Source organism: Streptomyces sp. AgN23 (genome assembly GCF_001598115.1).
Classification (GTDB): Bacteria; Actinomycetota; Actinomycetes; order Streptomycetales; family Streptomycetaceae; genus Streptomyces; species Streptomyces antimycoticus.
Window position 1 is genome coordinate 9974204 of record NZ_CP007153.1, and the last position, 26806, is coordinate 10001009.

At 67.7% G+C, this 26806-nt stretch carries 22 protein-coding genes and 2 pseudogenes; 14 read left to right on the top strand and 10 right to left on the bottom strand.

Translation table 11 applies throughout. The features are described from left to right. Positions 1-11 precede the first annotated feature (11 nt). A pseudogene (locus AS97_RS48090) lies at positions 12-330 on the bottom strand (IS200/IS605 family accessory protein TnpB-related protein); the annotation flags it as partial. 169 nt (positions 331-499) lie between these two features. Here AS97_RS48090 and AS97_RS42495 point away from each other — a divergent pair. From AS97_RS42495 to AS97_RS42500, 3 genes and pseudogenes are all read left to right on the top strand, one after another. Further along, a complete protein-coding gene (locus AS97_RS42495; protein ID WP_059145555.1) occupies positions 500-880 on the top strand; it encodes a hypothetical protein in 381 nt (126 codons plus the stop codon). Positions 881-1009: 129 nt separating this feature from the next. Further along, positions 1010-1114, top strand: a pseudogene (locus AS97_RS48775) (beta-ketoacyl synthase N-terminal-like domain-containing protein); the annotation flags it as partial. Continuing rightward, positions 1115-1375, top strand: coding sequence for a hypothetical protein (locus tag AS97_RS42500; RefSeq protein ID WP_247204868.1), 261 nt, complete (start codon positions 1115-1117; stop codon positions 1373-1375). A 142-nt stretch (positions 1376-1517) separates the two neighbouring features. Here the strand turns inward: AS97_RS42500 and AS97_RS42505 are convergent, their stop codons facing one another. Further along, on the bottom strand, positions 1518-2246 hold the full coding sequence (locus AS97_RS42505) for a TetR/AcrR family transcriptional regulator (protein ID WP_059145553.1): 729 nt from the start codon (positions 2244-2246) through the stop codon (positions 1518-1520). A gap of 155 nt (positions 2247-2401) precedes the next feature. On the opposite strand from AS97_RS42505, the gene AS97_RS42510 reads away from it, so the two are divergent. Next, complete coding sequence (locus tag AS97_RS42510; RefSeq protein ID WP_059145552.1) at positions 2402-3550, top strand: acyl-CoA dehydrogenase family protein; 1149 nt, start codon at positions 2402-2404, stop codon at positions 3548-3550. Between the two features lie 108 nt (positions 3551-3658). Here AS97_RS42510 and AS97_RS42515 read toward each other — a convergent pair whose 3' ends face one another. Then, positions 3659-5026 carry a cytochrome P450 gene (locus AS97_RS42515; protein ID WP_210566787.1) on the bottom strand — a complete coding sequence of 456 codons (1368 nt, stop codon included), beginning with the start codon at positions 5024-5026 and terminating at the stop codon, positions 3659-3661. A 125-nt stretch (positions 5027-5151) separates the two neighbouring features. On the opposite strand from AS97_RS42515, the gene AS97_RS42520 reads away from it, so the two are divergent. Continuing rightward, on the top strand, positions 5152-6447 hold the full coding sequence (locus AS97_RS42520) for an 8-amino-7-oxononanoate synthase (RefSeq protein WP_079059504.1): 1296 nt from the start codon (positions 5152-5154) through the stop codon (positions 6445-6447). A gap of 209 nt (positions 6448-6656) precedes the next feature. Here AS97_RS42520 and AS97_RS42525 read toward each other — a convergent pair whose 3' ends face one another. The 6 genes from AS97_RS42525 to AS97_RS42550 all read right to left on the bottom strand — a co-directional run bounded on the left by AS97_RS42525 (position 6657) and on the right by AS97_RS42550 (position 12624). Continuing rightward, positions 6657-7511, bottom strand: coding sequence for a helix-turn-helix transcriptional regulator (locus AS97_RS42525; protein ID WP_247204671.1), 855 nt, complete (start codon positions 7509-7511; stop codon positions 6657-6659). A gap of 181 nt (positions 7512-7692) precedes the next feature. Next, positions 7693-8607, bottom strand: a complete 915-nt coding sequence (gene dapA, locus AS97_RS42530; protein ID WP_059147368.1) for a 4-hydroxy-tetrahydrodipicolinate synthase — start codon at positions 8605-8607, stop codon at positions 7693-7695. A 36-nt stretch (positions 8608-8643) separates the two neighbouring features. Next, positions 8644-9804 carry a hypothetical protein gene (locus tag AS97_RS42535; RefSeq protein ID WP_197049217.1) on the bottom strand — a complete coding sequence of 387 codons (1161 nt, stop codon included), beginning with the start codon at positions 9802-9804 and terminating at the stop codon, positions 8644-8646. Between the two features lie 17 nt (positions 9805-9821). Then, entirely contained in the window at positions 9822-10754 is a 933-nt protein-coding gene (locus AS97_RS42540; protein WP_059147369.1) for an ornithine cyclodeaminase family protein, read from the bottom strand. Beyond that, positions 10751-11614 (bottom strand): fumarylacetoacetate hydrolase family protein, encoded by an 864-nt coding sequence (locus AS97_RS42545; RefSeq protein WP_125755475.1) that lies wholly within the window; start codon positions 11612-11614, stop codon positions 10751-10753. The genes AS97_RS42540 and AS97_RS42545 overlap by 4 nt, the downstream gene beginning before the upstream one ends. Before the next feature lie 107 nt (positions 11615-11721). Further along, positions 11722-12624, bottom strand: a complete 903-nt coding sequence (locus AS97_RS42550; protein ID WP_059147371.1) for a LysR family transcriptional regulator — start codon at positions 12622-12624, stop codon at positions 11722-11724. Positions 12625-12721: 97 nt separating this feature from the next. Between AS97_RS42550 and AS97_RS42555 the strand changes: the two genes are divergently transcribed. From AS97_RS42555 to AS97_RS42575, 6 genes are all read left to right on the top strand, one after another. Continuing rightward, positions 12722-14989 (top strand): hydantoinase/oxoprolinase family protein, encoded by a 2268-nt coding sequence (locus AS97_RS42555; protein WP_236669974.1) that lies wholly within the window; start codon positions 12722-12724, stop codon positions 14987-14989. Next, a complete protein-coding gene (locus AS97_RS42560) occupies positions 14986-16956 on the top strand; it encodes a hydantoinase B/oxoprolinase family protein (protein ID WP_247204672.1) in 1971 nt (656 codons plus the stop codon). Before AS97_RS42555 ends, AS97_RS42560 begins: the two co-directional genes overlap by 4 nt. Then, positions 16943-17269 carry a hypothetical protein gene (locus AS97_RS48100; RefSeq protein WP_236669975.1) on the top strand — a complete coding sequence of 109 codons (327 nt, stop codon included), beginning with the start codon at positions 16943-16945 and terminating at the stop codon, positions 17267-17269. The genes AS97_RS42560 and AS97_RS48100 overlap by 14 nt, the downstream gene beginning before the upstream one ends. Continuing rightward, entirely contained in the window at positions 17266-18261 is a 996-nt protein-coding gene (locus AS97_RS42565) for an NAD-dependent epimerase/dehydratase family protein (RefSeq protein ID WP_185929660.1), read from the top strand. Before AS97_RS48100 ends, AS97_RS42565 begins: the two co-directional genes overlap by 4 nt. 5 nt (positions 18262-18266) lie before the next feature. Beyond that, complete coding sequence (locus AS97_RS42570; RefSeq protein ID WP_059147384.1) at positions 18267-19511, top strand: aromatic acid/H+ symport family MFS transporter; 1245 nt, start codon at positions 18267-18269, stop codon at positions 19509-19511. Between the two features lie 80 nt (positions 19512-19591). After that, the gene (locus AS97_RS42575) at positions 19592-21226 is read left to right on the top strand and encodes a long-chain fatty acid--CoA ligase (RefSeq protein WP_125755472.1); all 1635 of its coding nucleotides are present in this window, start codon (positions 19592-19594) and stop codon (positions 21224-21226) included. Here the strand turns inward: AS97_RS42575 and AS97_RS42580 are convergent. Further along, the gene (locus AS97_RS42580) at positions 21210-23603 is read right to left on the bottom strand and encodes a SpoIIE family protein phosphatase (RefSeq protein ID WP_059147375.1); all 2394 of its coding nucleotides are present in this window, start codon (positions 23601-23603) and stop codon (positions 21210-21212) included. The genes AS97_RS42575 and AS97_RS42580 overlap by 17 nt on opposite strands. A 443-nt stretch (positions 23604-24046) precedes the next feature. Here AS97_RS42580 and AS97_RS42585 point away from each other — a divergent pair, with 443 nt between their 5' ends. The 3 genes from AS97_RS42585 to AS97_RS42595 all read left to right on the top strand — a co-directional run bounded on the left by AS97_RS42585 (position 24047) and on the right by AS97_RS42595 (position 26806). Next, on the top strand, positions 24047-24835 hold the full coding sequence (locus AS97_RS42585; RefSeq protein WP_125755470.1) for a glucose 1-dehydrogenase: 789 nt from the start codon (positions 24047-24049) through the stop codon (positions 24833-24835). A 71-nt stretch (positions 24836-24906) separates the two neighbouring features. After that, the gene (locus tag AS97_RS42590; protein WP_059147377.1) at positions 24907-25725 is read left to right on the top strand and encodes an SDR family oxidoreductase; all 819 of its coding nucleotides are present in this window, start codon (positions 24907-24909) and stop codon (positions 25723-25725) included. 163 nt (positions 25726-25888) lie between these two features. After that, positions 25889-26806 carry a PDR/VanB family oxidoreductase gene (locus AS97_RS42595; RefSeq protein ID WP_210566788.1) on the top strand — a complete coding sequence of 306 codons (918 nt, stop codon included), beginning with the start codon at positions 25889-25891 and terminating at the stop codon, positions 26804-26806.

The window sequence follows — 26806 nt, forward strand, 5'->3', positions numbered from 1 at the left end:
GTAGCCCCTGTCTACCGTTCCCGCAGACTGAGCGTGAGTTGCACGGGCTCAGCCGGACGCTCCGAACGGGGTTGAGTGTCCTTGTCTGCCGCGTTCGCGCCGCGCCCGGGGCCTGTGGATCGTGTCCGTGGTCCGTGGTCCGTGGTCCGTGGTCCGAGGCTGCGGGGGCCGGGGTTCCTCACGCCCTCGGGTGCCGCTTTCGGCCTGGGCGGTCCGCTGCCCCGCACGATCGCTCTGGTCGTGTGGGGGCGGTGCCGTCCGTCGCCGGATGCGGTGTCCGAGGGCGCGTCGTCCGATCGCGACACTTGCCGCGTCGTGACGGGTGGTTCTGGCTCGGCGGCTGACCGGAGCGCGTCCGCTATCCGGGCAACCAGTTCCGGCAGGCTGGTCGTGGCTCGCGGTAGCGGGCGAACCGGCCGGGCAGCTGGGTCGCCCGCAACTGCGTGTCCGGTGGAAGTGCGGCGCTCAGGGCGGAGAATGACGCCGGCGAACCGCCCGCGTGCGTGAGACACACCAGCCGGATCCGCGGCGCCTGGTCGACCGGGATGGCGCGGAGCAGGCGGCGGTGGTCGTCGAGATCACCGCGCGCACCCTGGCCCAGACCACGGCTGATCAGTTCGCCGAACGCGTCAGGGACGTGGTCTGGGACCGATGCCAGTTGCCGGTCGCCGAGGTGGCGGTCGTCCGCAGGGGAGCACTGGCCAGGGCCTCAAGCGGCAAGACCCAGCGCTCTGAGAACCGGCGCCTGCTGGAAACCGGTGGCTTGGACGGAGACAGATTCTGGCTCGCCTGTGCGCCGGACGGAACCAGCCGGTGCAGGGCACACCTGATGCGCGGCCAGTCACTCCGGCAAGTCCGGTCCGACCGATGGTGCGGCTGACGCTGTCCCGGATAGTCGGCATCCCCGCAGAACGGATTACCGACGACCGACCGTTCGCACACTGCGGGCTGACCTCCAGCGGCGCGCAGCAACTCGCCGCCGCGGTCGAGGCGGTCATCGGGCGACCGATCGACGGCCGGCCTGGTGTCCCCGACCGGGCGGTGCCATTCTTTCGGTGCGGGAGCCGACGGTTTCGTCCGCGCGGACGGCTGCGGAGGGCTGGTACTCAAGACCTTGGCCCAAGCCCAGCGGGACGGCGACAAGATCCACGCGGTGATCCGGGGCAGCGCGATCAACCAAGACGGGGCCAGCAACGGACTGACCGCGCCCAACGGCCCGGCTCAGGAGGCGGCCATCCGTGCCGCGTTGGCCGATGCCGGGGTGCGACCCGAACAGGTCGGCCAGGTGGAAGCGCACGGGTCCGGCACGCCCCTGGGAGATCCGATCGAGTTCGCCGCGCTCGCCGCGACACTATGGTCGAACGGACCCGTTTGACACCGAACGGGGAGGCTGGGCGGCCGCAGGTGGTGAAGCCTTCCCGCTGACACTCTCCGCCGACGGGGCAGCCGAAGCCTCCGATCACCGTGGAGGCTCCGGCTTGCGAGTCGTCGCGGTACCTGCGCGAGGCCGACCGCGTTCAGCGATCGTCGAGCGTGGCCTCGATCCCTTGGACGACGCGCCACATCGGCGCCTTCCGCTTGGTGATCAGGACGACCACGTCGTCGGTGTCCTCCTCGTCGGCGCTCCTGGCCTCGCCTTCCGGTCCCCATGAGTTCTGTACGAACCGCAGAGCGTGATCCATATGGGCCGAGGGGTCCTCCTGGCCGGCGGAGCGGAGCCATGTTCGGAGCGCGTTGTTGTGGGCGGCCACCACGGAGGCGGCGATCACATCGGCGCGCAGTGTGCCGTCGGGCCGGTGCGCGAAGCGTCGGCGCAGGTAGTCGGCGAGGGTGCGCTCGTAGCGCCACACCACGGACAACTCGTGGTGGCGGAGCCCTGGAACGCTCTTGGTCAGGCGGTATCTCTGTACGGCGAAGGAGGGGTTGCGGGCGTACATCCGCATGACGAGGCGCGCGGCATCGCAGACCCGGATCACCGGGTCCTCCGTGCCGCTCCCCTCCTGCAGGAAGATCGTCATCTCTGCCAGGCAGCCTTCGTGGTCGGGGAAGACCACGTCGTCCTTGGAGGGGAAGTGCCGGAAGAAGGAGCTCCTGCCCACCCCCGCGAGCCGGACGATGTCGTCGACCGTGGTCTGCTCGAACCCGTGTGCGGTGAAGAGTTCGAACGCCGCCTCGATCAGGGCGTCCCGCTTGGAGGGCTTCGCGGAGCCGTCGGCTCCCTGGCCGTGTCCCTGTGCCTCGCTCATGCGGGGAACATAACACCATCCTGATCACCTGGCAGTGGACCAATGAAACTCAGTATGCATAATCAAGGTACTGAGTTTCATCGCCCGAGTCCATGCTGACTTTCTTCACGCCCCTGCCGTGCCCGTGGCAGGGCAGAGATCGAGGTATTCCCTCCATGAATCAGGACTTCGACCTTTACCGGACGTCGGAGGAGCACGAGATGCTCCGCGCGTCGATCCGCTCGCTTGCCGAGACGAAGATCGCGCCGTTCGCCGCCGAGGTGGACGAGCAGAGCCGTTTTCCGGCCGAGGCTCTCAAGGCGCTGGTCGCCGCCGACCTGCACGCGGTGCATGTGCCGGAGGAGTACGGCGGCGCCGGCGCGGACGCGTTGGCCACGGTGATCGTCATCGAGGAAGTCGCGCGGGTGTGCGCCTCCTCGTCACTGATCCCTACGGTGAACAAGCTCGGTTCGCTGCCGGTGATCCTTTCCGGTTCCGAGGAGCTGAAGAAGAGGTATCTGGCCCCGCTGGCCGAGGGGGCGTTGTTCTCGTACTGCCTCAGTGAGCCGGACGCGGGGTCGGATGCGGCGGGGATGACAACGAGGGCGGTGCGCGATGGCGACAGCTACGTCCTCAACGGCGTGAAGCGCTGGATCACCAATGCGGGGGTTTCGGAGTACTACACCGTCATGGCCGTGACCGACCCTGCCAAGAGGTCGAAGGGCATCTCCGCGTTCGTCGTCGAGAAGTCCGACGAGGGGGTGTCCTTCGGCGCGCCGGAGAAGAAGCTGGGCATCAAGGGTTCGCCGACCCGCGAGGTGTACCTCGACCATGTGCGCATCCCGGCCGACCGCATGATCGGTGACGAGGGCACCGGTTTCGCCACGGCGATGAAGACGCTGGACCACACCCGCATCACCATCGCGGCGCAGGCTCTCGGCATCGCCCAGGGCGCGCTGGACTATGCCAAGGGGTATGTCCGGGAGCGCAAGCAGTTCGGCAAGCCGATCGGCGACTTCCAGGGCGTGCAGTTCATGCTCGCGGACATGGCGATGAAGCTGGAGGCCGCCCGCCAGCTCACTTATGCCGCTGCCGCCAAGTCCGAGCGCGTCGACTCCGGCCTCACCTTCTACGGGGCCGCGGCCAAGTGCTTCGCCTCGGACGCCGCCATGGAGATCACCACTGACGCCGTGCAACTGCTGGGCGGCTACGGCTTCACGCGTGACTACCCGGTGGAACGGATGATGCGCGACGCCAAGATCACGCAGATCTATGAAGGTACGAACCAGGTTCAGCGGATCGTCATGGCCCGCAACCTTCCGTAGGCGCAAGGCAGCAGCCACAGGTCCCATGGGCGCAGCACACGGCAGGGAAGAGGGGAAGGCTGAACGTCATCTTGCCGGAACAGCGCAGCGGCCCGACGGTGCCCGAGGTCACGTGCTCCGGGGCCCGACGGCCGCGGTGGGGACAGGGGCATCGCCTGGCGATTCCACTGCCACCTGTAGGGGTGCCCGGAAGGACAGCAGGCCGAGCATCGGTGGCTCCTCCGCCCCGGCTGTGAGCCGTACACCTGGCAGGCGGCGGGCGGCTGCCCGCAGCGCCACGGCCGCTTCGGTGCGGGCCAAGGACGCGCCTGGGCAGCGGTGACGGCCAGTGCCGAAGGCAAGGTGGTGGCGGATGTTCGGCCGGTGCGGGCACATCCGCTCCGGATGGGCGAAGACCTCTGGGTCGGATCCGCTGCCCATGAGCATCAGCAACAGCTGTGCACCTGCGGGGAGTTGCACGCCGCCCAGTTCGGTCGTGCAGGCGGTGACGCGACGCCAGGTGGTCACCGGGGGCTCGCGCCGCAGTACCTCCTCCACCCATGCCTCGGCAACACCCGCCTCCCGCGCCACGCGCGGCCACAGTCCGGGCTCCGTGAGCGCTCGGTGCAACACGGTGGAGATGAGTTGTCCGGTGGTGGACTGCCCGGCGATGAAGACGAAGAAGCAGGCTCCGACCGCGGTCTCCACGTCGAGTGGCTTGCCGTCGGGCAGGCGATGGCGGGTCAGCGCCGCGATGAAGGAGCCGGGTGCGGCGGTGCCCCCGCGCACGGCCTGGGTCAGCCACTGGTGAAACTCGCCGACGCGTTCCGCCAACTCCAGTTGGCGCTGAGGTGTAGGTCTGCCCCAGAACAGCTCCAGAGAGGCGTCGCTCCAACGCATCAGGGTCGCCGCGTCGACGTGTCGGATGCCCAGGAGCTCCATCAACACACGGCACGGGAGGGCTTGAGCGAAGGAGGTGAACAGGTCGCAGCCGCCCGTGGTGTCGATCCGGGCCCGTGCCACGCTGAGCAGTTCGTCGGCGATGCGCTCGATCACCGGTACGGCGGACGCGACGCGGTGGGCGTTGAAGAACCGGGTGACCACGCGGCGCAGCCCGGGATGGCTGGCGGTGCCGTTGTTGGCCAGTGCGGGTGGGAGGGTGAAGCCGGCCCGGGCGAGGATCCGTAGCACGGCGACGGGCAGCGGGGTGACGGCGTGCTGGGCGTTGTCCGGGAGGAACCGGTCAGGGTCGAGCAGTACCCGGCGGATATCCCGGTGGCGGCTGACCAGCCACAGTCCAGTGCCGGGATCGTGATGCACCGGCGCCTGGACGCGCAGCGCGTCCAGCCAGGGGTACGGGTCGCCGATGAAGCCGTCATCGAAGAGGTCCGGAAGGCCGAGCGGCTCGCGGTTGCCAAGCGTGGCAGGGCCGGCCGCCGGACCGTGAGGGGCGGTGCCCCTACCAGGTGCGGGTGCGTCCAGGTCCGGGGAGATCACGGCTGGACGCTAACACGCGGATTCACGGGCAGCGTCGATGTGTGCGCGGCATCACTGGCTCACCTGGGTGGCAAGCGGGACCGCTCACCTGGAACGCCCTGCTGAGACATGCGAGAGTGCCTGACATGGTCCATCGCACCGTCCCTCCGGCCACCCCCGCGCCTTCCTCCCCCGCCCGGCCACCGGCCGCACCGGAGACCCCGGTCGCCCCGGCGGGCCGCAGCACCGGATCGTCCCGTGACCGGCCGCGAGAGGTCGCTCCCGAGCCGGCGGCGGTCTTCGACTGGGTCGACCGGCGGGCCGAGCTGCGCCGCCGCGCCGGGCTGACCCGCCACCTGCGCCCGCGTCCGGCCGATGACCCGGTACTCGATCTGGCCGGCAATGACTACCTGGGCCTGGTCCGCCATCCCCGGGTGGTGCGGGCGGCCGCCGACGCGGTGCTGCGCTGGGGCGGCGGGGCCACCGGTTCCCGCCTGGTCACCGGCACCACCGAGCTGCACACCGAACTGGAGGAGGAGCTCGCCGGATTCTGCGGAGCCGAGGCCGCGCTGGTCTTCTCCTCCGGTTACACGGCCAACCTGGCGGCGCTGACCGCGCTGGCCGGGCCAGGCACGCTCATCGTGTGTGACGCCTACAACCACGCCTCCCTCATCGACGGCTGCCGGCTGTCGCGGGCGAAGACCGCCCAGGTGCCGCACTGCGAGCCGGACGCGGTCCGAAGCGCGCTCGCGGACCACGGTGGGGGCCGGGCCCTGGTGGTCACCGACTCGGTCTTCTCGGTGGACGGCGACGCCGCGCCACTGCCGGAGTTGGCCGAGGTATGCCGGGCGTACGGCGCCGGGCTGCTGGTGGACGACGCCCACGGCCTGGGCGTGGTCGGCGACGGGGGCACCGGAGCCCTGGCGGCGGCGGGTCTGGCCGGGACACCGGATGTCGTGGCGACCGTGACGCTGTCGAAGTCCCTGGGATCGCAGGGCGGGGCGGTACTGGGCCCGCGCAGGGTCATCCGGCACCTCGCGGAGACAGCCCGCACCTTCATCTTCGACACCGGGCTGGCCCCGGCGAGCGTAGGAGCGGCGCTGGGCGCGCTGCGGCTCCTACGCGAGGAACCGCAGCGCGCCGCACGAGCCCGCCAGGTGGCCCAGCGACTGTCGGCCGGCCTGACAAACGCACGGCTCCAGGCGAGCACGCCGGACGCGGCCGTGGTATCGGTCCACGCACCCTCACCCGAAGCGGCCGTGGCCTGGGCCACGGCGTGTCGGGAGGCGGGAGTCGCGGTGGGCTGCTTCCGCCCACCATCCGTGCCCGACCGCATCTCACGGCTACGCCTCACCGCACGCGGCGACCTTACCGACGCACAGGTCGAACACGCGGTGGCGCTGATCGCACGATGCGCCCCACACCCCGACACGAAGAGCTAACACTCCACATGTGCCTCGCGGTCCGGTGGGGCCGGCTCATCAATGTCGCCGTGGGCTGGGGGGATTCAGTGTTCAGGGCCGCCTTCGATGAACGTCAAGGGGGGTCCTGGACGGTCCTGCTCGACGCTGCGGGAAGCACCGGCCCGTGACCGATACCGAAGACGAAGAAGCGCCGCAGCTGCTATGGCGCGGCATCGTCCGTGAACGGCTCACGCCACGTCTGTGGGCGTGGTGAACGTCTGCGTGCCGATGGTGTTGAGCAGCGTCAGCGTGCGGGCGTCGGATGATCCTGGCTCGGCGGTGTAGACCACGAGACGCAGGTCGCTGCCCTCGGCGGTGAGGACGTCGCAGTCCAGGGTCATCGGCCCGACCTGTGGGTGGAGGATCGTCTTGCGCGTCGCCGTGTGGCGTGCGATGGCGGTGGACTGCCAGCGTTGGTCGAAGCGGGGGCTCACCTTGCGCAGGTCGGTGATGAGAGCGTGCAGCGGCCCGTCGTCCGGATGGCGTCCGGCCGCGGCGCGCAGATCCGCGACCGCTGCCCGCTCGAAGGCGGCGTCCTCCTCGGGGGTGGCGACGACCCGGGACGGCATGCCGGTGAAGTGCCGCCACAAAAGGTTGCGCCGGCGTGCCGGTTCACCGAGCATGTCGCCGAGCAGCGCGGTGGCCGGCGGATTGGCGGCGACGAGCTGCCATGCCTCGTCCAGGACGATGACGGGTGTATCCGCGAGCCGGTCGACGATCCGGTGGACACCTGGCGTCATGTGCCGGTTCATGCCACCGATACGCGGATCCGCGTGGCCGGCCAGCTGGAACAGGTGGGCGTTCTCGTCATCGGTCAGTCGCAATGCCCGTGCCAGAGCCTCCAGCACTGAGGGAGACGGGTTGCCGGCGCGCCCCTGCTCAAGGCGGGCGAGGTAGTCCACTGACAGTCCGGCGAGGTGTGCGACTTCTTCGCGGCGCAGCCCGGGCGCGCGCCGCAGGCTGCTCGCGGGGAGTCCGATGCTTGCGGGACTGAGGCGATCCCGCCAGTCCCGCAAGCATCGTGCGAGTTCATTGCGATCCACGTATCCAACGTCTCCCATCCGGTGCTCTCAGATCCTGGCGAAAGGGGGGCAGGGTGGTTGTCCTCCCGGCCGACCGGCGGGTGTCTGCCCGGTGCGGCAGACACCCGCTTGTGCGGGAAACCGACATCGACGACGTGCGTCGTCGAACCGTCACAGCTCAGAGAGCATCCGCACGTGCATGTCAGGCGAGGAGACCGGAGCCCTCGCTGAGCAGTTCCTCGACGCGCAGGGTTCCTTGCGGGGTCAGCGCGGTGAGCGGCTCCCGGACATGTGCCGAGGAGATGAGGCCCCTTTGATGGAGGACGTACTTCAATGGAGCCGGGTTGGTTTCGACGAACAGCAGATCCACCAGAGGGTGCAGACCGTAGTGCAGTTCGCGCGCCGTGGCATGGTCGCCGGCCTCCCACGCTTCATACATGCGGGCCACGGCGGCCGGAGCCAGATTGGACACCGCACTGATGAAGCCGCGGCCACCGAGAGCGAGCAGCGGCAGACCGAGCAGTTCGATCCCGGACCACACCAGAAAGCCGGTGCCCGTCTTGTGCAGAACCCGCGAGAAGTGTTCGAAGTCCTTGGTGGTCTCCTTGATGCCCACGATGTTGCCGAAGTCGCGGTGGAGCCTGTTGACGGTGTCAGGAGCGATGTCGACCGCGGTGCGTGACGGCACGTTGTAGATGATCAGTGGCAGGTCGGGGAACTCACGGGCGATCGTCGCATACCACTGATACAGCCCCTCCTGGGTGGGGCGTGCGTAGTAGGGGGTGATGATCAGGGCGGCGTCGGCGCCCGCGGCTTCGGCGGCAGCGGTGATCTCCACGGTTTCATCGAGCTTGGCGGAGCCCGTGCCGGGGAGGAACGGCACCGCGTCGGCGACTTCTTCGGCGACTGCCTTGATGGCCTCGATCCGCTCCGCGACGGACTGGGCTCCCGGTTCTCCTGTGGAACCGCCGATCGAAATGCCGTGTGAGCCGGCCTCCAGTTGTCGGCGGACCAGACCCCGCAGGGATGGCAGGTCCAGGGCGCCGTCGCTGGTGAAAGGCGTGATGACGGGGGCCACGGAACCCTTGATCTGCGTCGGATCGCTACGGAACTTCATGAGGTCCTCACCTCGTCGTGTGCTCGTTCGGCCACCTCAGGCGCCTGTCGTACGGGGGCCGACATATCCGGTCTGGCCGGCTTCGGAACCGAGGGCGAGGATCGGGCCGGACATCTTCTCCTGCCAGATCAGCGATTCCATGCCGATGTGCAGGGGGTGGTCCTGGACGGTGAAGACGCCGAAGCCGTCGGGACCGTGGTAGTGGTCGTGCTCGCTCCACCCGGGGGCCGACAGCAGCAGGTCGCCGGCGCTCCAGTCGACGACGTGTCCTTCGACGACGCTCTTGCCGGAGCCGAGGAAGTGATAATTGATGGCGACGGAGCTGTGCCGGTGGCCGCGGCGCAGCGGCTGCGCCGCGACGCCGGGCGGCATCGAGGAGGCGGTCACGAAGAAGCTGTGGGTGGCCCCGTTGCGGCGTTCGGTCGCCGGGTTGTACAGCGCCATGATCGTCCGCTTGCCGTCGCCCTCCTCCCAGGACAGGTGCTCGCGGACCTCGTTCCAGGCCCAGTGCAGCGGGTTGTTCTCGACAACCTCGATGTCCACGAGGTATTCGTAGCCCCGCAGCCGGGCGCCGGAGTCGTTGAGCTCGATGTCGGGGGCGGTTTCGCGGATGTAGCGCTCGGGCCTGCGGTCGGCAGAAGGCAGGACATTGGGGCCTGCGGCCATCTGCTCGTCGGTGAGCGGCTCACTGTAGAGAACTCCGAGCTTGGCCAGGAGCGGAGCATTGGAGTAGCTCAACCGAACCCAGAGTTCGTCGCCGTCGTTCTCGAAGTAATGGCCCTTCATCGAGGGGATGCTGCACACGTCCCAGCGCTCCATGCGCGTGGACCTGCCGACGACGTGGACAACGCCGCGGCCGCTGATACCGATCTCGACCTGCCCCGTGTTGCGTCGCAGCGGTGTGGTCCGCTCGCCCGGCTTGAGCACGTCGATGGTGACGTCAACGCCGGGAGCGAGTCCCGGGCCAAGGCCCACGGCGTCCGGATGCACGATGAGAGTGCCTCGACGGCCGTTTGCCGGCCGGGGGAGCGAGGCGAGGCGCTCGATCTCCGCCTCGATCCGGGCCCGGGAGATCTTCACCGGCGCCCAGGGCCGGATCGGCTCGGGCTCCTGTCCGCTGATGTCCACGAACCGGGCGTGCACATCCCGTGCGGCGGGGAGGGCGTCGATGCTTGAGGGGGAAGAGGTGACGCTCACGGTAACGGCTCCTTGGTCTATTTCTGTGCAGAGGGTCGGGCGTCGCGGAGCAGCAGTGCGGCGACCGAAAGGTCGGACAGTCCCATGCCCATGCCTTTGAAGACGGTGCAGCGTGGCCGCTCGGGGCGGGCCACCTTGCCGGTGACCAGATCGGCGAGCCGGTGGACCGAAGTCCAGTCGTCGCCGAAGAATTCGCCCAGTTCGCGCGAGCCTCGTCGCGCGTTGGACACACTGTCGACCACGGTGAGTGCTGAGGACGCCAACAGAGCTGCGTCGAACTCCGCGTTGGCGGGCAGGATCGCGCCGACCGCGTTGAGGTGGGCCCCTTCGGCCAGGGAGTCGAGGGTGAAGAACGGGTCGGTGGCACGGGTGATCAGCGTGACGATGGGAGCGTCCTGGGAGGCCGCCTCAACTGTGGGGAACGCTTCAGCGGCGAGCCCGAGGTCCGTTCGCACCTGGGCGGCGAAGTCCTCTGCTCGCTCGGGGGTACGGCTCCAGACGCGGACCCGGCGCAGTTTCCGGACCGCGGCGACCGCGGCCACCTGGCGCAGGGCCTGGCGCCCCGTGCCCAGGACGGCGAGTTCGTCGGCGTCCTGGTGGCTCATCCAGCGTGTGGCGAGACCCGAGACGGCGGCGGTACGCAGGGCACCGGCGACCCCGGCTTGCAGCGATGCCCGCAGACTGCCGTCGGCGGCGGAAAAGGCGGTGAGGACGGCAGTCGCTCCGGCCGGCGTGTTGACCCAGGTCTTGAAGACGACGAGTTGTTCCTCGGTGTCGATCGCGCCCAGCGCGTGGGCACTGCTCATGGGTGCCCAGGTGGCCATGGTCTTGTCGATGTTCCAGGCGGCACCGGCCGCCTCGTGTTCCAAGACACCTTGTACTGCGTCGATGACGGACGGAAGGTCCGCGCGGGCTTCGACGTCCCGGTCGCTCCACTGGTAGGGGCTCATCGGTGTACCTCCGCGTGGTTCAGGGAGCGTGCCTCGTCGGTGACCGGGTTCCGGAGCACGCCGACACCCGACACTTCGACTTCGAGCTCGTCTCCCGGGCGCAGGTACCGAGGGGGATCTTGCCGGTGGCCGATGCCCTGGGGGGTCCCGGTGGCGATGACGTCGCCGGGTCGCAGTGGGGTGAAGGCGCTGATGTATGCGAGCAGTTCGCCGAAGGAGAAGGCCAGCCGGTCGGTCGAGTCGTCCTGCACGACCGTGTCGTTGAGCCGGGTGGTCACCCGCAGCGGGCCGTCCCCAAGTTCGTCGGGGGTGACGAGCCAGGGCCCGCAGGAGCCGCTGGCGTACCAGTTCTTGCCCGCGGTCGCCTGCCGCGTGTGCAACTGCCAGTCCCGCACACTGTTCTCCGCCATGCAGGTGAAGCCCGCGATATGCCGGTCCGCGCGGTCGGCGGTCACCCGCCGCGCCGGGTGACCGACCACGAAGGCCACTTCGCCTTCCCAGTCCAGGGAATCCGTGTCGTACGGGCGGACCACCGGACGCCCCGCGCCGACGAAGGAGTCGGGGAAGCGGGTGAACAGGGTGGGCCACTCGGGCTGCGCCTCCTCGGACTCCACGGCGTGGGAGGGGTAGTTGTACCCGACGCACACGACCTTGGCGTGAGTCCCGATGGGTGGCTGCCAGGTGACGGTGCTGACGGGCCAGCGGGGGTCGTCGGGGCGTGGCGTGGCGTTGTGGAGGTCGGTCAGCATCGCCTCGAAGGAGGCCATGCGGTGCCCTAGATCAACTACTTCATCTCCGTCGACCACACCGAACGACGCCCCGGATCCGTCAGGTGGTGTGTGGAAGCGCGCCAGCTTCATCGGGTGTGCTCCTTGTTCGACTCTGTGCCCACCACGCTAGGTAAACAAGGAACATAAGTCCATTAACGTTTTCTTTTATTCTTCATAAGGCATCGTTTATGGGATGGCTACCGCCCCGCCAGCCTGATGGCGTCCAGCGCGGACGCCTGCAGCGGAGAGAAGTACTTGTCCGTCCGGTAGAACAGCCCGATGCGTTCGTACAGTGCTCCATCGGTGAACTCGATCGCTCGAAGTCTTCCCTCTGCGAGATCACGTTCCACTGAGTAGCGGGGGAAGATGGCCGCCCAGCCGTGCTCGATGACCGCTGTCTTGATCGCCTCGGCATGGCCGAGTCGAATGACCGTGTCGAGCTCGCCGACGCCCAGCTCCTGCAGCTGAGTGTCGATGCTCCTCTGAAACGCCACCTGCCTGGGCACTCCCACTATGGGCAGTTTGGGAAGGGCGCTCAGCGAGACGGAGTTCGCCGTAGGCGGTCCATCGGGACTGGCACACAGGATCAAGGGCTCGTCCAGCAGTGTCTCGGCGACGATGGAGGTCGGGAGGGCGCGTTCGTCGCGGGTCATCACGGCGAAGTCGACTTCGCCGATCTCCACGGCGTGCAGTGCGTGTTCCGGCTGGGCGACATGGACAGTGATGTCGGCTCCGGGCCGCTCGGCGCGCAACGCCGTCATCAGGGGCGGCAGCAGGTAGGTGCCGACGGCCAGGCTGGAGGCGAGCACGACACTGCCTCCCGTGCCGAGTGTCAGCTCCTCCACGTCGCGGCGGACCTGCAGACACCTGGCCAGCATCTCCCGGGCCCACAGGTGGGCCCGGCCACCGGCCTCGGTCAGCACCATGCGACCGGAGGTCCGGACGAACAGCCGCGCCCCGATCCATTGCTCCAGCGCGCGGAGCTGGCTGGAGACCGCCGGCTGGGCGACTCTGAGCCGCTCGGCGGCGCGCGTCACGCTGCCTTCCTCCACTACGAGGCAGAAGACCTCGAGTCTGCGCAGCGAAAGTTGGGATTCCATGGGGCGACCCTCCCGCAGGTCGTTCAGATCCTGGCCTCATTGCCAGTTCTCCATAAGGTATCCGTTATGGAATCATCGAACAAGCGTTACTATGCATATGGCTTGGTTGCCCCTAGAGTTACCCGGCAACGCCGCATCTTTTGAGATGAATGCGCCGGGTCAAGTGCCTCCGCTGGGCCGACAAACGAAGCGCCTGGTATTTGACTCCTCTTCGTGGCCGATCGGCTTAGCCATGCTTGGAGCTAGGGACAATATGAGTGCCATTCTCGGGATAGACATCGGTGGCACGTTCACCGACGCATTTCTGGGTGATGATCAGGGCAACATCACCACAGCCAAAGTTCCATCCACTCCGCCCGATTTTGCGGAGGGGTTTCTCAACGCCGTGGACGAGATCGGCCGCAAGCTCGGCCGGTCCCGCGAGGCGACGCTGTCCGATGTGGACTACATCTGCCACGGAACAACAGCGGCTCTCAACGCATTGGTCACCGGAAACGTATCCCGGGTTGGACTGCTGACCACAAAAGGGCACCGCGACTCGATTTACATCATGAATGTCGAAGGCCGGTACGCCGGCCTTGGGCCGGAGGAGATCCAGAACGTCGCGGCGACCCGCAAGCCTCCGCCGCTCCTGCCCAAACGCATGGTGAAGGAGATCACCGAGCGCGTCGACTACCAGGGAAACGTCGTCGTACGTCTCGACGAGGACAAGGCGCGCGTCGCCATCCGGGAACTACTGGAAGACGGCGTAGCCGCGATAGCGGTGAGCCTGCTGTGGTCCTTTGTCAATCCGGAGCATGAGATCCGGCTCCGCAAGATTATCGAAGAAGAGAGCCCGGGCACCTATATATGCCTGAGCAGTGACCTCAGCCCCAAGATCCGCGAATACGAGCGGACCGTGACCACCGTCATGAACGCGCAGGTCGGTCCGACCCTGCGGGATTATCTGGCACCGCTCACCGAGGAACTCGAGCTCCGCGGGCTGAACGGCGCGCTGCTGGTGATGCAAGGGAGCGGGGGAACGGTCTCGGCGCAGGACGCACCCGCACAGGCCATCACGACCATCGGCTCAGTACTCACCGGCGGCGTGGTCGGAGCCCGTAACCTCGGCCGCAAACTGGGCCACCGCAATATCATCACCTCCGACATCGGGGGCACGACGTTCCTGGTCGGGCTGGTGGTCGACGGGGAACCGGTGTACTCCAGCTCCACCACGCTGAACCAGTTCACCGTCAGCACCCCGATGGTCAACGTCACCTCGATCGGCTCGGGCGGCGGTGCGATCGCCTGGCTGGACGCGGGAGGCAATCTGCGCGTGGGCCCGCGCAGTGCCGGCGCCCGCCCGGGGCCCGCCTGCTTCGGCCAGGACGGCGTCGAGCCGACGGTGACCGACGCCAACCTCGTACTGGGCATCCTCGATCCGAAGACGTTCGCGGAAGGCACCAAGAGGCTGGACGTCGATCGGGCACGCAAGGCCCTGGAGACCCGGATCGGCGAACCTCTCGGCCTCGATGCCGAGCAGGCCGCTGCCGCGGTCTTCGAGATCCAGAATGCCCAGACCGCCGACCTGCTGCGCCGGGTGGTGGTCGGACAGGGCCACGATCCCCGCGATTTCGTCCTCTACGCCTTCGGCGGTGGCGGTCCCGCGCACTGCTTCGCCTACGGCGCCGATCTCGGAATCAAGGAGATCTATATCCCGCTGGGTGACGCCAACGCGTTTTCGGCGTACGGCCTCACCACCTCCGATGTCGTGCTGTCCGCCGAACTCTCGAACCCCGCGACCTACCCCTTCGACGCGGCGCGGGTCGAGCGGCAATTCGCCGAACTCGAGGCGGGACTCACCGCTCGGCTCGAGGCCCAAGGAGTGTCGTTCACCTCCATCGGCATGCGCCGGCAGCTCGACATCCGTTATACGGCGCAAATGTTCGAAGTTCCGACGCCGGTGGGCTCGGGCCCGCTCACCGACGCCGACATGGACACCGTGATATCCGACTTCGAACACACATATGAACAAATGTTCGGCCGCGGAACGGGGCATGCCGACGCCGGCTTCCAGCTCATCAACCACCGTGTCTTCGGCATCGGCTCCACCGCCTTCACCCCTGAGCTGCCGATCGCCCCCAAGGCGGAGAGCGAGGACGCCAGGAGTGCGCTCAGCGGCACCCGGCGAGTCTTCCTGGACTCGCGCAGGGGGTGGGAGGCGACGGCGATCTACGACTACGCCCGCCTCACCCACGGACACCGTCTCCAAGGCCCGGCGATCGTCGAGGCCGGCACCACCACCGTCGTCGTACCCCGCGACGCCTCGGCTCAGGTGGACTCCCTGCGCAACATCATTCTTCACCTTGATGACCGGAGGCCATGATGGCTGTGACGCCCGTACCCGGCTCGGAGATCTTCGCCAGCAGGCCGTATACGAACGAAGAGATCCGTACGGACCTTCCCGCGCGCCTGTCGCTGTACCCCACGGACCTCAGCGGCGCCGAGGTCGACCCGCTCACCTACGAAGTCGTACGCAACCGCATCTTCGCCATCACCGACTTGATGGGCGACGCACTGCGCCGCATGAGCGGTTCCCTCGTGGTCACCGACTGCAACGACTTCGACGTGGCGCTCACCGACCCTTACGGACACATCGTGCAGGTCGGCCCGTACAACACCCAGCTTGTCGCGTCGATCGGGCTGGCCATCGGCTGGATCCTGCGCAATCGCGCCGACAACCCGGGCATCGAGCCGGGAGACATGTTTCTGTGCAGCGACCCGTGGGTGGGCGGCGGCCTCCACCAGAACGACGTGGCCCTCTTCGCCCCCCTGTTCCACGACGGAAAGCTGTTCGGCTGGACCGCGGCCGTCGCCCACCAACTGGACGTCGGCGGAGTCAGCCCCGGCAGCTGGACCCCGCGCGCCGAAGACGTCTTCTGGGAGTCACTGCCCATGCCGCCGATCAAGGTGGTACGCGGGGGAGTGATCCAATGTGACGTCGAGGACGCGTACGTACGCCGCTCCCGCATCCCCAAACTGGTCGCCCTGGACCTGCGGGCCAAGGTAGGGGCCAACAAGCTGGGCCACGAGCGCATCGCCGAACTGATCCGCAAATTCGACGCGGACACCGTCCAGCAGGTCATGCAGTTGCAGATGCGCGACGCCGAGCAGCGGTTGCGGGACAGGCTGGCCACGATCCCGGACGGCACCTGGACCGCCGTCAATCACCAGGAGCAGTCGCACACCGGTGATCGCAAGGCGCACGCGATCCGGCTGAAGCTCACCAAGACCGGCTCCGACCTGCTGTTCGACTTCACCGGGACCGACGAGCAGTCCGGCATGATCAACTGCACCTTCACGGGTCTCTACGGCGGGATCATCTCGGCCATGATGCCCCTGCTCTGCGGCGATCTGCCATGGGCCCCCGGCGGCATCATGCGGTGCGTCGACATCATCAGTGAGCCCGGCACCCTGAACAACGCCACCTTCCCGGCCGCCGTCGGCAAGGGCTCGGTCGCATCCTCCTGGGCGACCACCAACGCGGTGATGGAGTGCCTGTCGCAGATGCTGGACACGCATCCGTCGACCCGGTCCTCGGTGGCCAGCGTCTGCTGTGGCAGCTGGGACCTCAGCATCGTCGCCGGCCTCAACCAGCACGGCGCACCGTTCGCGACCTCCATTCTGGAACCGATGGCCGGAGGCTTCGGCGCGGGCAGTGACCACGATGGTGTCGACACGGCCGGCCTGCCGTTCATCCCCATGGGCAAGGTCCCGGACGTCGAGATGAACGAGTTCACCACGCCCCTGCTCTACCTGTGGCGACGCGAGGAGACCGACTCGGGTGGTCCCGGCCGCTACCGCGGCGGCCTGAGCGGCAGCGTCGCCTTCACTCCGTACCACAGCCCGGCGCCCATCTATCAGGTCATCTCCGGTTCGGGGAAGGCCGTTTCGATGAATCGCGGCCTGGCCGGAGGCCACCCCGGAGCCGCACAGGAGGACATCGCCGTACGCGGATCCGACGCGGCGGAACTGCTCGCCAGGGGCGAGCTGCCTTCCACGGTGGCGGAACTCGGCGGCACCCCCGAGTTCCCCTCCAACCAGGAGGAGAGTCTCCTGCAGCAGGGCGACGTCTACGTCATGCGGTGGCAGGGCGGCGGCGGATACGGGGACCCGGTGCTCCGCGACCCCGAACTGGTCGCCACGGATGTCCGTGAACTGAAGGTGTCGCCCGACGCGGCGCGCACGGTCTACGGCGTCGTCCTCGACGACTCGCTCACCGTCGACGCGACAGCCACCGCCGCATGCCGCGAAGCCGTCCGTGCCGACAGGAGGAACCGTGTCCAAGGCTGACACCAATACCGCGCATCAGATGCCCGCCGACGAGCAGACCGTGGACGACAACCTCGTTCAGCGCCTGGTGGATGGCTCCCCGCACTACGTGTGCCGGCACTGCGACACCCCCGTGGCACCCGCGGGTGCCGACTGGCGCCACCGGCTGACCAAGGTCTTCGAGGGCGCCCCGAGCACCGCCGGCCCCCACCTCAACGACAACGCTCGTCACTACCTCGACGTGGACGTCGTGCTGCGCCAGGGATTCTGCCCGGGATGTTTCACCGCGCTGTTCACCGAGACTGTGCCCGCACGGAACGGAGAGACACCATGAAGGTTCTGGTAACCGGCGGTCTCGGTGTCAACGGCGCCTGGGCCGTACGCCGACTCCTGGCCGAAGGCCACCAGGTCACCGTGCTGGATGTGCGTCCGGACTTCGACCTGCTGCCCGACCTGGAACCCCACTTCGAATTCGTGCAACAGGATCTGATGGACGTCGAGGGGCTGGGTCGGCTGATGGCCAGCCAACGCATCGACACCGTCGCCCATCTCGCCGCCGTCGTGGTGGCGCCGTCCGATCCTTACCGGGCATTCGAAGTCAACGCACTGGGCTCGGTCGGCGTCCTGGAAGCCGCGCGCCAGGCGGAGGTGCGACGGGTCGTCTACACCAGTTCCAAGGCGGTGTACGCCCCGATCACGGGCGAGTTCGCCCACCCCACCTACGTGCCGGTCACCGAGGACTACCCCCGCGGCCCCACACCCGGTCTGCGGGCATACGGCGCCTCCAAGATCCTGAGCGAGGAGGCCGGACGGGTATACGCCGAGCGTTTCGGCATGGACTTCGTGGCCCTGCGGTTCGGCGCGATCTACGGACCGGGCAAGAAGGCCCGCCACGGTCCCGTTGGAGTCCACAGTCGCATCATCGAGAACGCGATGCTGGGCGTTCCCGCCACAGTCGGCCGCGGAGGCCAGCAGGGCGACGACATGATGTACGCCAAGGACGTTGCCCAGGCCATCGTGCGCGCCTGTACCAGCACGAACCTGGGCTCCTGGGTGTACAACATCGGCACTGGCGTGCGCACCACACTCGAAGACTTCGCGGACGCGGTGCGCGCTCGCTACCCGTCTGCCGACATCACCATCGGCCGAGGGTTCGAGTATCTCGGCATCGGCCCCGTGCACGGTGTCATGGACATCACCCGCGCGCGCCGTGACCTCGGCTACGAGCCCGAGTTCGACCTGGCGTCAGGTGTCGCCGACTACGCCGAGTCGCTGACGCGGCTGGGGATCGAGCCACAGGCCCAGACCGACGAGAGCAGTTGGTGATCGCCATGCCCTCGACGGCTCCCCGCACCTCGGCCGTCCTCCTGCTGTGCGCTGTCTGCATGGTCCTCGAGGGCTACGACGTCATCGCCTTCGGCGCCACCCTGCCACACCTCCTGGCGGACTCGGGCTGGAAGCTGACGTCCCGTCAGGCGGGTTTCCTCGGCAGCCTCACCCCCATCGGCATGCTCTTCGGCGCTCTCCTCATGGGATGGGCCGCGGACCTGATCGGCCGCCGACGGCTCGTCCTCATCAGCGTCTCCTTGTTCTCGGGGGCGATGTTCGCCTGCGGAATGGCGCCGAACGCGGAGTTCTTCGGCGTCAGCCGATTCGCGGTCGGGCTCGGTGTCGGAGGGGTACTGCCCACCATCGCGGCGCTCGTCTACGAGTACGCCCCCGACCATCGCCGTAATCTCTACACCACCCTGGCCTTCGCCGGGGCGGGAGTCGGGGGCGCCCTGGCCGCCGTCATCGCCGCCACTCTCGTACCCGGCCTGGGCTTCCGCTTCGAGTTCCTGGCCGGGGGGCTGGCCGCGCTGATCGTGCTGCCTCTCGCCTACTGCCATCTGCCTCGTTCGGCGGATCTGCCCACAGCCGGGCAGGCGGCGGCCGAGTACTCCGGTCCACGGCGCTTCGCCGTACTGTTCACCCGTCCCTACCTCCTCACGACAATCACCTTCGGCGCGGCGATGTTCAGCGCGCTGCTGGTGGTCTTCGGCCTGTCCACCTGGCTGCCCGTCCTCATGCGAACCGCGGGATACCCCCTCGGATCGGCGCTGACCTTCCTCGTCGTCCTCAATCTGGGCACAGCCGTCGGTCCCGTCGTCATGGGCAAGTTGGCTGACCGGATCGGCTCTCGGCGGACAGTGATCATCTCTTTCATGACGGCCGTCGTGGGCGTCGCCACGCTGAGCCAGCCCCTGTCGATGCTGCTGGTGTACATCGCCGTGGTCCTCGCCGGTATCGGCAGCCTGGGCACCCAGATCCTGCTCAATGTGTACATCGCCGGCAGATATCCGGCCGAGTTCAGGGCGACCGCACTCGGCACCGCCCTCGCCCTGGGCCGCCTGGGCGGGATCGCCGGCCCTCTGTACGGAGGAGTGCTGCTGGACTCCCACCTGCCGTCGGCGTGGAACTTCTACGCCTTCGCGCTGCCCGCGGCGGTCGGAGCGCTGCTCATCGTCTTCCTGCCGCATCCCCGGCGGGAGTCCGAGCGGCCGATCAGCCTCAACGCCGTCAGTGATCCGGCGTGACCAGTCAGGGCCTACGCCCCCGCCCCCGTGATCACCGGGCCAACCCCCTGTGCGAGCCCCAAGCCGATCGGAGAAACGCAGTGCACAGCACCATGCAGGGAGTCGGGCTCCAGATTCGCAGACTTCTGGAACACGGTTCCCGCGTCCATGGGGACTCGCGGATCGTCACGGCGGGCCCGCACGGCCCGCGGTCCGCCACCTTCGCCGAAACAGGCCGGAACGCCGCACGTGTGGCGCATGCCCTGCACGGCCTCGGAGTGCGCGGCGGCGACCGCGTGGCCACCTTCATGTGGAACAACCAGGAGCACGCGGAGGTCTACTTCGCCGTGCCGGCGATGGGGGCCATCGTGCACCCATTGAACATCCGGTTGTTCCCCGAGCAGGTGGAGTACATCGCCGACCACGCTCAGGACAAGGTCGTGATCGTCGACCACACCCTGGTCGGGACCCTGGCGTCCATCCTGCCGGGAAGCAAGGCCATCGAGCACGTCATCGTCAATGGCCCGGCGGACCTCTCGCCCCTGGACGGCCTGGGCGTCGCGGTGCACTCGTATCAGGAACTGACCGCCAACGTGCCCGTCTCCTACGCGTGGCCCGATGTCGACGAGAGCGCCCCGGCCGCCATGTGCTACACCTCGGGCACCACCGGCGACCCGAAGGGAGTGGTGTACAGCCATCGTTCCGTCTACCTGCACGCGCTGGCGAGTTCACTGCCGGACGCCTTCGGACTCTCGGAACGGGACCTGGTACTGGCTATCGTCCCGCAATTTCATGTCATGGCCTGGGGACTACCGTACGCGGCATTCCTCACCGGCGCCTCGCTGGCCATGCCCGACCGGTTCCTCTCGCCGGAACCACTGGCCGAGTTCATCCAGGCGGTCCGTCCCAACAAGGGTGCCGGCGTCCCGACTGTATGGAGCGGCCTGTTGCAGTACGCGCGCCGGCAACCCGGGACCGATCTGTCCTCCTTGCAGGAAGCCGTCGTCGGCGGCTCAGCCATGCCCGACTCCCTGATGCGGGCGTTCGCCGAAGAGCACGGCGTGACCGCGCTGCAGGCATGGGGAATGACGGAGATGTCGCCGCTGGGCACCATCGCCCGGCCACCGGCCACTGCCCACGGCGATACCGAGCGCACGTACCGGCTGACCCAAGGCCGCTTCCTGGCACCGGTGGAAGCCAAAATCATCGACAACACCGGCGCCGAACTCCCCTGGGACGACGCATCGGTGGGAGAGCTCCTGGTACGAGGCCCATGGATCACGGCGACCTACATCGGCGACGGGGAACCCGACCCTGACAAGTTCGACTCCGGCTGGCTGCGCACGGGCGACGTGGGACGGATCTCGCCGGACGGTTACCTGACACTCACCGACCGGGCCAAGGACGTCATCAAGTCCGGTGGCGAGTGGATCTCCTCCGTCGAACTGGAGAATCACCTCATGGGCCACCCGGCGGTCGCCGAGGCAGCCGTGGTCGGGGTGCCCGACGACAGGTGGGGCGAGCGGCCGCTGGCTGTGGTCGTCGCGGCACCGGGCCATGACGTCACGACGCAGGAACTGCGGGAGTTTCTCAGCAGCCGTATCGCACGCTGGCAGCTGCCGGAACGCTGGGCCTTCGTGACGGAGGTGCCGCGTACGTCGGTTGGCAAGTTCGACAAGAAGGAGCTTCGGCGCCTGCATGCCGACGGACTGCTCTCCGTCACTGTTCAGTCCTAGCGCCGGCGGCAGCAAGGGGCTGTTCCGTCCAGATGGTCTTTCCGGTATGCCCGTACCGGCAGCCCCAGCGGGACGCGAGCTGGGCTACGAGGAACAGGCCGCGACCTCCCTCGTCGGTGGTACGAGCCCGGCGCAGCCGCGGCTGAGTGTTGCTGGGGTCGGAGATCTCGCATACCAACACGTCCTCGCGGATGAGCCGCAGCCCTACCGGCCCGCCGGCGTAGCGGATGGCATTGGTGACCAGCTCACTCACCAGCAATTCGGTGGTGAACGCGACGTCCTCCACGTCCAGCCCCCAGGCCGCGAGCTGGCGGGTAGTGGCCTCTCGGGCGCTCGCCACCTGGGTCAGGTCGGCGGCGAACTCCCAGCTCGCGACATTGTCCGACGGGATCGCCCGGGTGCGGGCCAGGAGCAGGGCGATGTCGTCCCGGGCCGGGGCATCGCTGGTGCCGGTGAGCAGGGAGCGGCCGATGTCGTCCAGGGTCTGACCAGGGCCGCCAAAGGCGGCGAGGTCGTCGGTCAGTTGCTGGATTCCGGCAGCGAGATCGTGATCTCCGTGTTCGACCAGCCCGTCGGTGTAGAGAGCGAGGATGGATCCGGGCGCCACATGGGTCTCGGCGACCTCGAAGGGCATGCCACCCACCCCGAGGGGAGGCCCAGGGGTGACGTCGATGTCCCGCACTGTGCCATCGGGCCTGACCACGATGGGTGGCGGATGACCCGCGCTGGCCATCGTGCAGCGTCCGGTGACGGGATCGTAGACAACGTACAGGCAGGTCGCACCGACCGTGTCCTGCTGTCCTTGAGGCGCCTCGTTGCCGAGTTGCTGGACGAGGTCGTCGACATGTGTGAGGAGTTCGTCCGGCTCCATTTCCAGGTCGGCAAGGGTATGGATGGCGGCCCGGAGGCGCCCCATCGTGGCGGTGGCCGGCAGGCCGTGACCGGTCACGTCCCCGATGATGAGGGCGACCCGCAGGGAAGGCAGGGGGATGGCTTCGAACCAGTCTCCGCTGATGTCGGCCCCATTTCCGGCGGGCCGGTAGAAGCCGGTGGTTTCGGCCGCTGGAGTGTCCGTGGCGGCGCGGGGAAGCAGGCGCTGTTGCAGGACGACTGCTTCGCGGTGCTCGCGGGTGTATCGGCGGGCATTGTCGACGCTCAGCGCACCGCGGGTAGCGATCTCCGTCAGCAATTCCGCGTCCGCCTGGTCAAATGGCTCAGGCCGGCTGGTCCGCCAGACCACAACGGCTCCGAGCACCAGTCCTCGGGCGAACAGAGGTGCCGCCACCAACGAGTGCCCGTGCTCGGGAATCAAGAACGCGGCCAGTTGCGAGTCGAAGTCGATCATGGCCATGAAGGCCGCCCGGTCCGGTGCCACCACGGTCTCGCCGTGCTGGACCCTGCGCAGGACGGGTACGTCCGGCATCGAGGGCTCATCGCCGAGTTCGGGGGGCCAGAGCAGGGGCGGCCAGGGCTCGACCGATGCCGCGGCGGCCCTGCGCAGGTGCCACTGTCCCGGGCCGGCCAGTTTCGGAGGCTCGTCACCCCCGAGTACGGCTTCGGCGAGGCTGACCCAGGCCAGGTCACCGAGCGCCGGGACGAGAACGTCAACCAAGTCCTGAGCTGTGCGCAGAACGTCGAGGGAACGGCCGACCCGTGTTGCCGCCGCATGGCGCAGATCCAGGTGGCAGCTGGAGCGCTGCTGCTCGGTGATGTCGGTGAACAGGGTGGCGAGGCCGGTGGGCCGCTCCTTCGCATCCTCCAGTCTGAAGGCAGACAGGGACAAGCACCATTCTTTACCGGGCACGCGAGGTGTCCGAACGCGCTGCTTCCGATCGATCATCGGGATGCCGGTGACCAGTACCTGCCGCAGTGCCGCGGCAGCGTCCGGGTCAGAGATGATCTCGCGCAGTTGGCTGTCGACCACCAGGGTCCCGCCGAACATATCGGGGGTGACATTGCTGTGGAGGGTCATCAGGTCCATGTCGTGGATGCCGAGCCCCACCCGGTCCTGCGCCAGCAGCGCGCGCACGACAGCCTCGTTCCGTTCCCAGCCGGTGACGCGGAGCGTGGGCGCGGCCAGGACGAGGAGGTCGGATGTGCCGTCCAACGGCAGTACGTCGAAGGCGACGTCAACCGCGCTGCCGGAACGATGACGCAGCAGCGCCTGCCCCGCGCTACCGGGCCGGCACGTCGGATCCGGTTCCCGGACGAGCAGTCGCCGGAGCGAGTGGCCGCAGACGTCCGCGGGTGAGCGGTCCAGCAGTCGCGCAGCCGTCCGGGACCATCCCCGCACGATGCCGTTGCCATCGACCAGGGCGGCCGCCACGTCGCCGAACGGGAACGCTCCGCCTCGCTCATGATCGCTGAAGGCGTTCATCTCGCTCCTCATTAGCGGTGCTACCTGCCCAGAACGCTGCGTCCATTATGTCGAATCTGGCGGCATATGTTCTATGGATAGACGGCATCCCTCGCGCGGTGAACGGCCCTGGGTGCCTCGGCCCGCCTCGACGGCAGGGTGGACCGCTACTCGGAGCCCGTGTCCGATGACCCGCGGTGTGTGCCCGTTGGCCGGGCCCAGCGGCCATAAGGGGTCGTTTATGCATACATAGAAAAAGAAATAATTGCCTTTATGTATGCGGGGGCCTACCGTTCGGTGTGAGCAAGGTCGCAGTGCGGAGAATACTGGAAAACGACATTGTGCGGCCTATTCGCCCTGCCGGTCATGAGCGCACCAGCATATTGAAGCACTCGCTGGATGCGCCGGACCAATAGGTTCTTCGAACCTGGCGGCGATCTTATGGCCTCATCGAAAGGATCGTCATGATTCCTGAGCGAGCACCCGGAGCCACTCAGCTCAACGTAGATCTGCGCGACCGTGTCGCTATCGTCGCGGGGGCCGGGCGCGGTATTGGAGCTGCCGCGGCGCGGACCCTCGCCGCGGCAGGCGCCGCGGTCGTATGCGGAGCGCGTTCACGGGACGAACTCGACGCACTGGTGAAAGAGATCGAGGAGGCGGGAGGCGAGGCGACTGGTGTTTGTGTGGACATCGCCGAACCGGACTCCGTGGAGGGTCTTGTGCAAGCGGCGGTCGACCAATACGGTCGCCTCGATCTCGCCTTCAACAACGCCGCAGCGCATGCCGAAGGGCCGTTGCACGAACTGACCATCGAGGATTTCGACCGGGTGGTCGGCGTCAATCTGCGTGGCACGTTCATATGCCTCAAGCACGAGATCAGCGCCATGCTGTCCAGTGGCGGTGGCGCCATCGTCAACACGGCATCGGTGGGTGGCGTTATCGGCGAGAAATTCATCTCTCCGTACATCGCCAGCAAGCATGGCGTCGTCGGACTGACCAAGGCCGCGGCGCTCGACTACGCGGACCGCGGTATCCGGGTCAATTGTCTCGCGCCCGGCGCGACCCGTACGAGGATGCTGTTGGACTGGCTCAGTACCGACGAAATGATGGAAGCGATAGTTGGCAAGACCCCGATCGGCCGCCTCGCGGATCCGCAGGAAATCGCCAATGTAGCGGTCTTCCTACTCTCCGACGCCGCGTCCTTCGTCACCGGTGCGACCTACTTGGCAGACGGTGGACTGGTCGTCCCCTAGCTTGGCCCCTTCTTCGCTCATACAGATTCACGATCATCACCCTATGTCTCACTCAACGACGAGGAGTACTCATGGAATTCGCAGGCAAGATAGCGGTGATCACCGCCGGAGCCGGTGGGATCGGCCGTGCGTGCGCCGCCGCGCTCGCCCGCCATGGCAGTACGGTGGTGATCGCGGACATTGATGCCGAGGGTGCCGCACAGACTGCCGAGGAGATTCGCGCTCTGGGCCATGAATCGGTCGGTATCCGCTGCGACGTCACAAGCGACCGCGAGGTACAGGCGCTGGCCGATCATGTGGTCGAGCGGTTCGGCCGCGTGGATCTCCTGCACAATCACGCGGGTATCGGCGTGGCCGGGTCTCCTGACCAGATCCCACTTGAGGAGTGGGAGCGGGTGTTGCGGTTCAACGTCTTGAGCCAGGTGCGCGGCGTGATGGCCTTCCTGCCCCATCTGAAGAAGAGCCGCGGGCACGTGGTCAACACGACATCGAGCCTCGGAGTCGTCGCCGGGCATCCGATCTCGCCGATGGTCGCGCCGTACATCACTTCCAAGAACGCGATCGTCGGTATGACGCAGTGCCTCGCCGAGTGGCTGCGGCCTCAAGGAGTGGGGGTTTCTCTGCTGGCTCCGGACCACACCGCGACAAATTTCGATAACACCGTCAAGTTCTACGGTGTTCCGGTGGATCAGGGCGATGACGGTGCGGCAGCCATCGAGGACAAGGTGCCCTACGGCATCCAGCAGCCGGAGGAGATCGGCCGGGCCTACGTCGAGGGGCTGCGGGAGGGCCGTTTTCTGCTCTCCTCGACACCGGATGTCGCGGATCTGCTCCGTCGTCAGGCCGAGGGCCTGCTCGACCCGAGCGCGCTTCACGGCGTCTACGTTTAAGCCCCTTCATCCACCGGTTCCCCCTTCATGAAGCGAATTCGGCGGTCCGCGTCGCCGGGCGGGATTCCCATGACCTTGGGGCCATCAAGGTCGTGCTCCTGCCCGATCGGTAGAGAGTTCCGGTCGCCGTCGTCGCACCGCGATCGGACTGGAGAAGCCGCTCATGTACCTGTTGGTGACCCATAAACAGAGCATCGCTGAGAATGTCGTCGCCTTGACACTGAGCGATCCCGATGGCTGCCCCCTACCAGCGTGGACACCCGGCGCCCATGTCGATATCGCGCTCGAGCCCGGACTCAGCCGTCCGTACTCGCTGACCGGAGGCGTGGACAGCGGCGTTTGGCGCGTCGCCGTGCTGCGGGTGCCGACCGGCCGTGGATCGCGGTATCTGCACGACACGGTCGCCCCGGGGTCGGTACTTCGTATCGATGGGCCCCGAAACGACTTCCCGCTGATACCCGCTCGCCAGTACGTGTTCATCGCGGGCGGCATCGGCATCACGCCGATCCTGCCCATGGTGTCGGAGGTGGAGCGTTCGGGGGCCGAATGGCAGCTTTACTACGGAGGGCGGCGTCGCGCCTCCATGGCATTCCTGGACGAGCTGGCCCGGTACGGGGACCGGGTGCACGTGTACCCGGAGGACGAGCAGGGCTTGCTTCCCCTGTCCACGGCGCTGCGTGGTGCCGCCAGCGGGACCAGGGTCTACTGCTGTGGACCGGAGTTGTTGCTCGACGCGGTGCGGCAGCACGTTGACGAACGGCCCGGGAGTACCGTCCACTTCGAACGGTTTCGCCCCACGGGCGATGCCCTGGGTGAGTGTTTCGAGGTTCGGCTGGCACGGTCCGGCCGCACACTTACGGTTCCGCCGGGCAAGTCGATCCTGGAAGTCGTCGAGGAGGCGGGCGTCGAGGTCCTGTCCTCCTGCCGTACGGGCACGTGCGGAACGTGTGAAACGGCGGTGCTGGGGGGCATCCCCGATCACCGCGACGACGTTCTCTCCGCCGACGAGCGCGAGTCCGGCGACGTGATGATGATCTGTACCTCTCGTTCCCTGACTCCCCAGCTGGCCCTCGACCTCTAG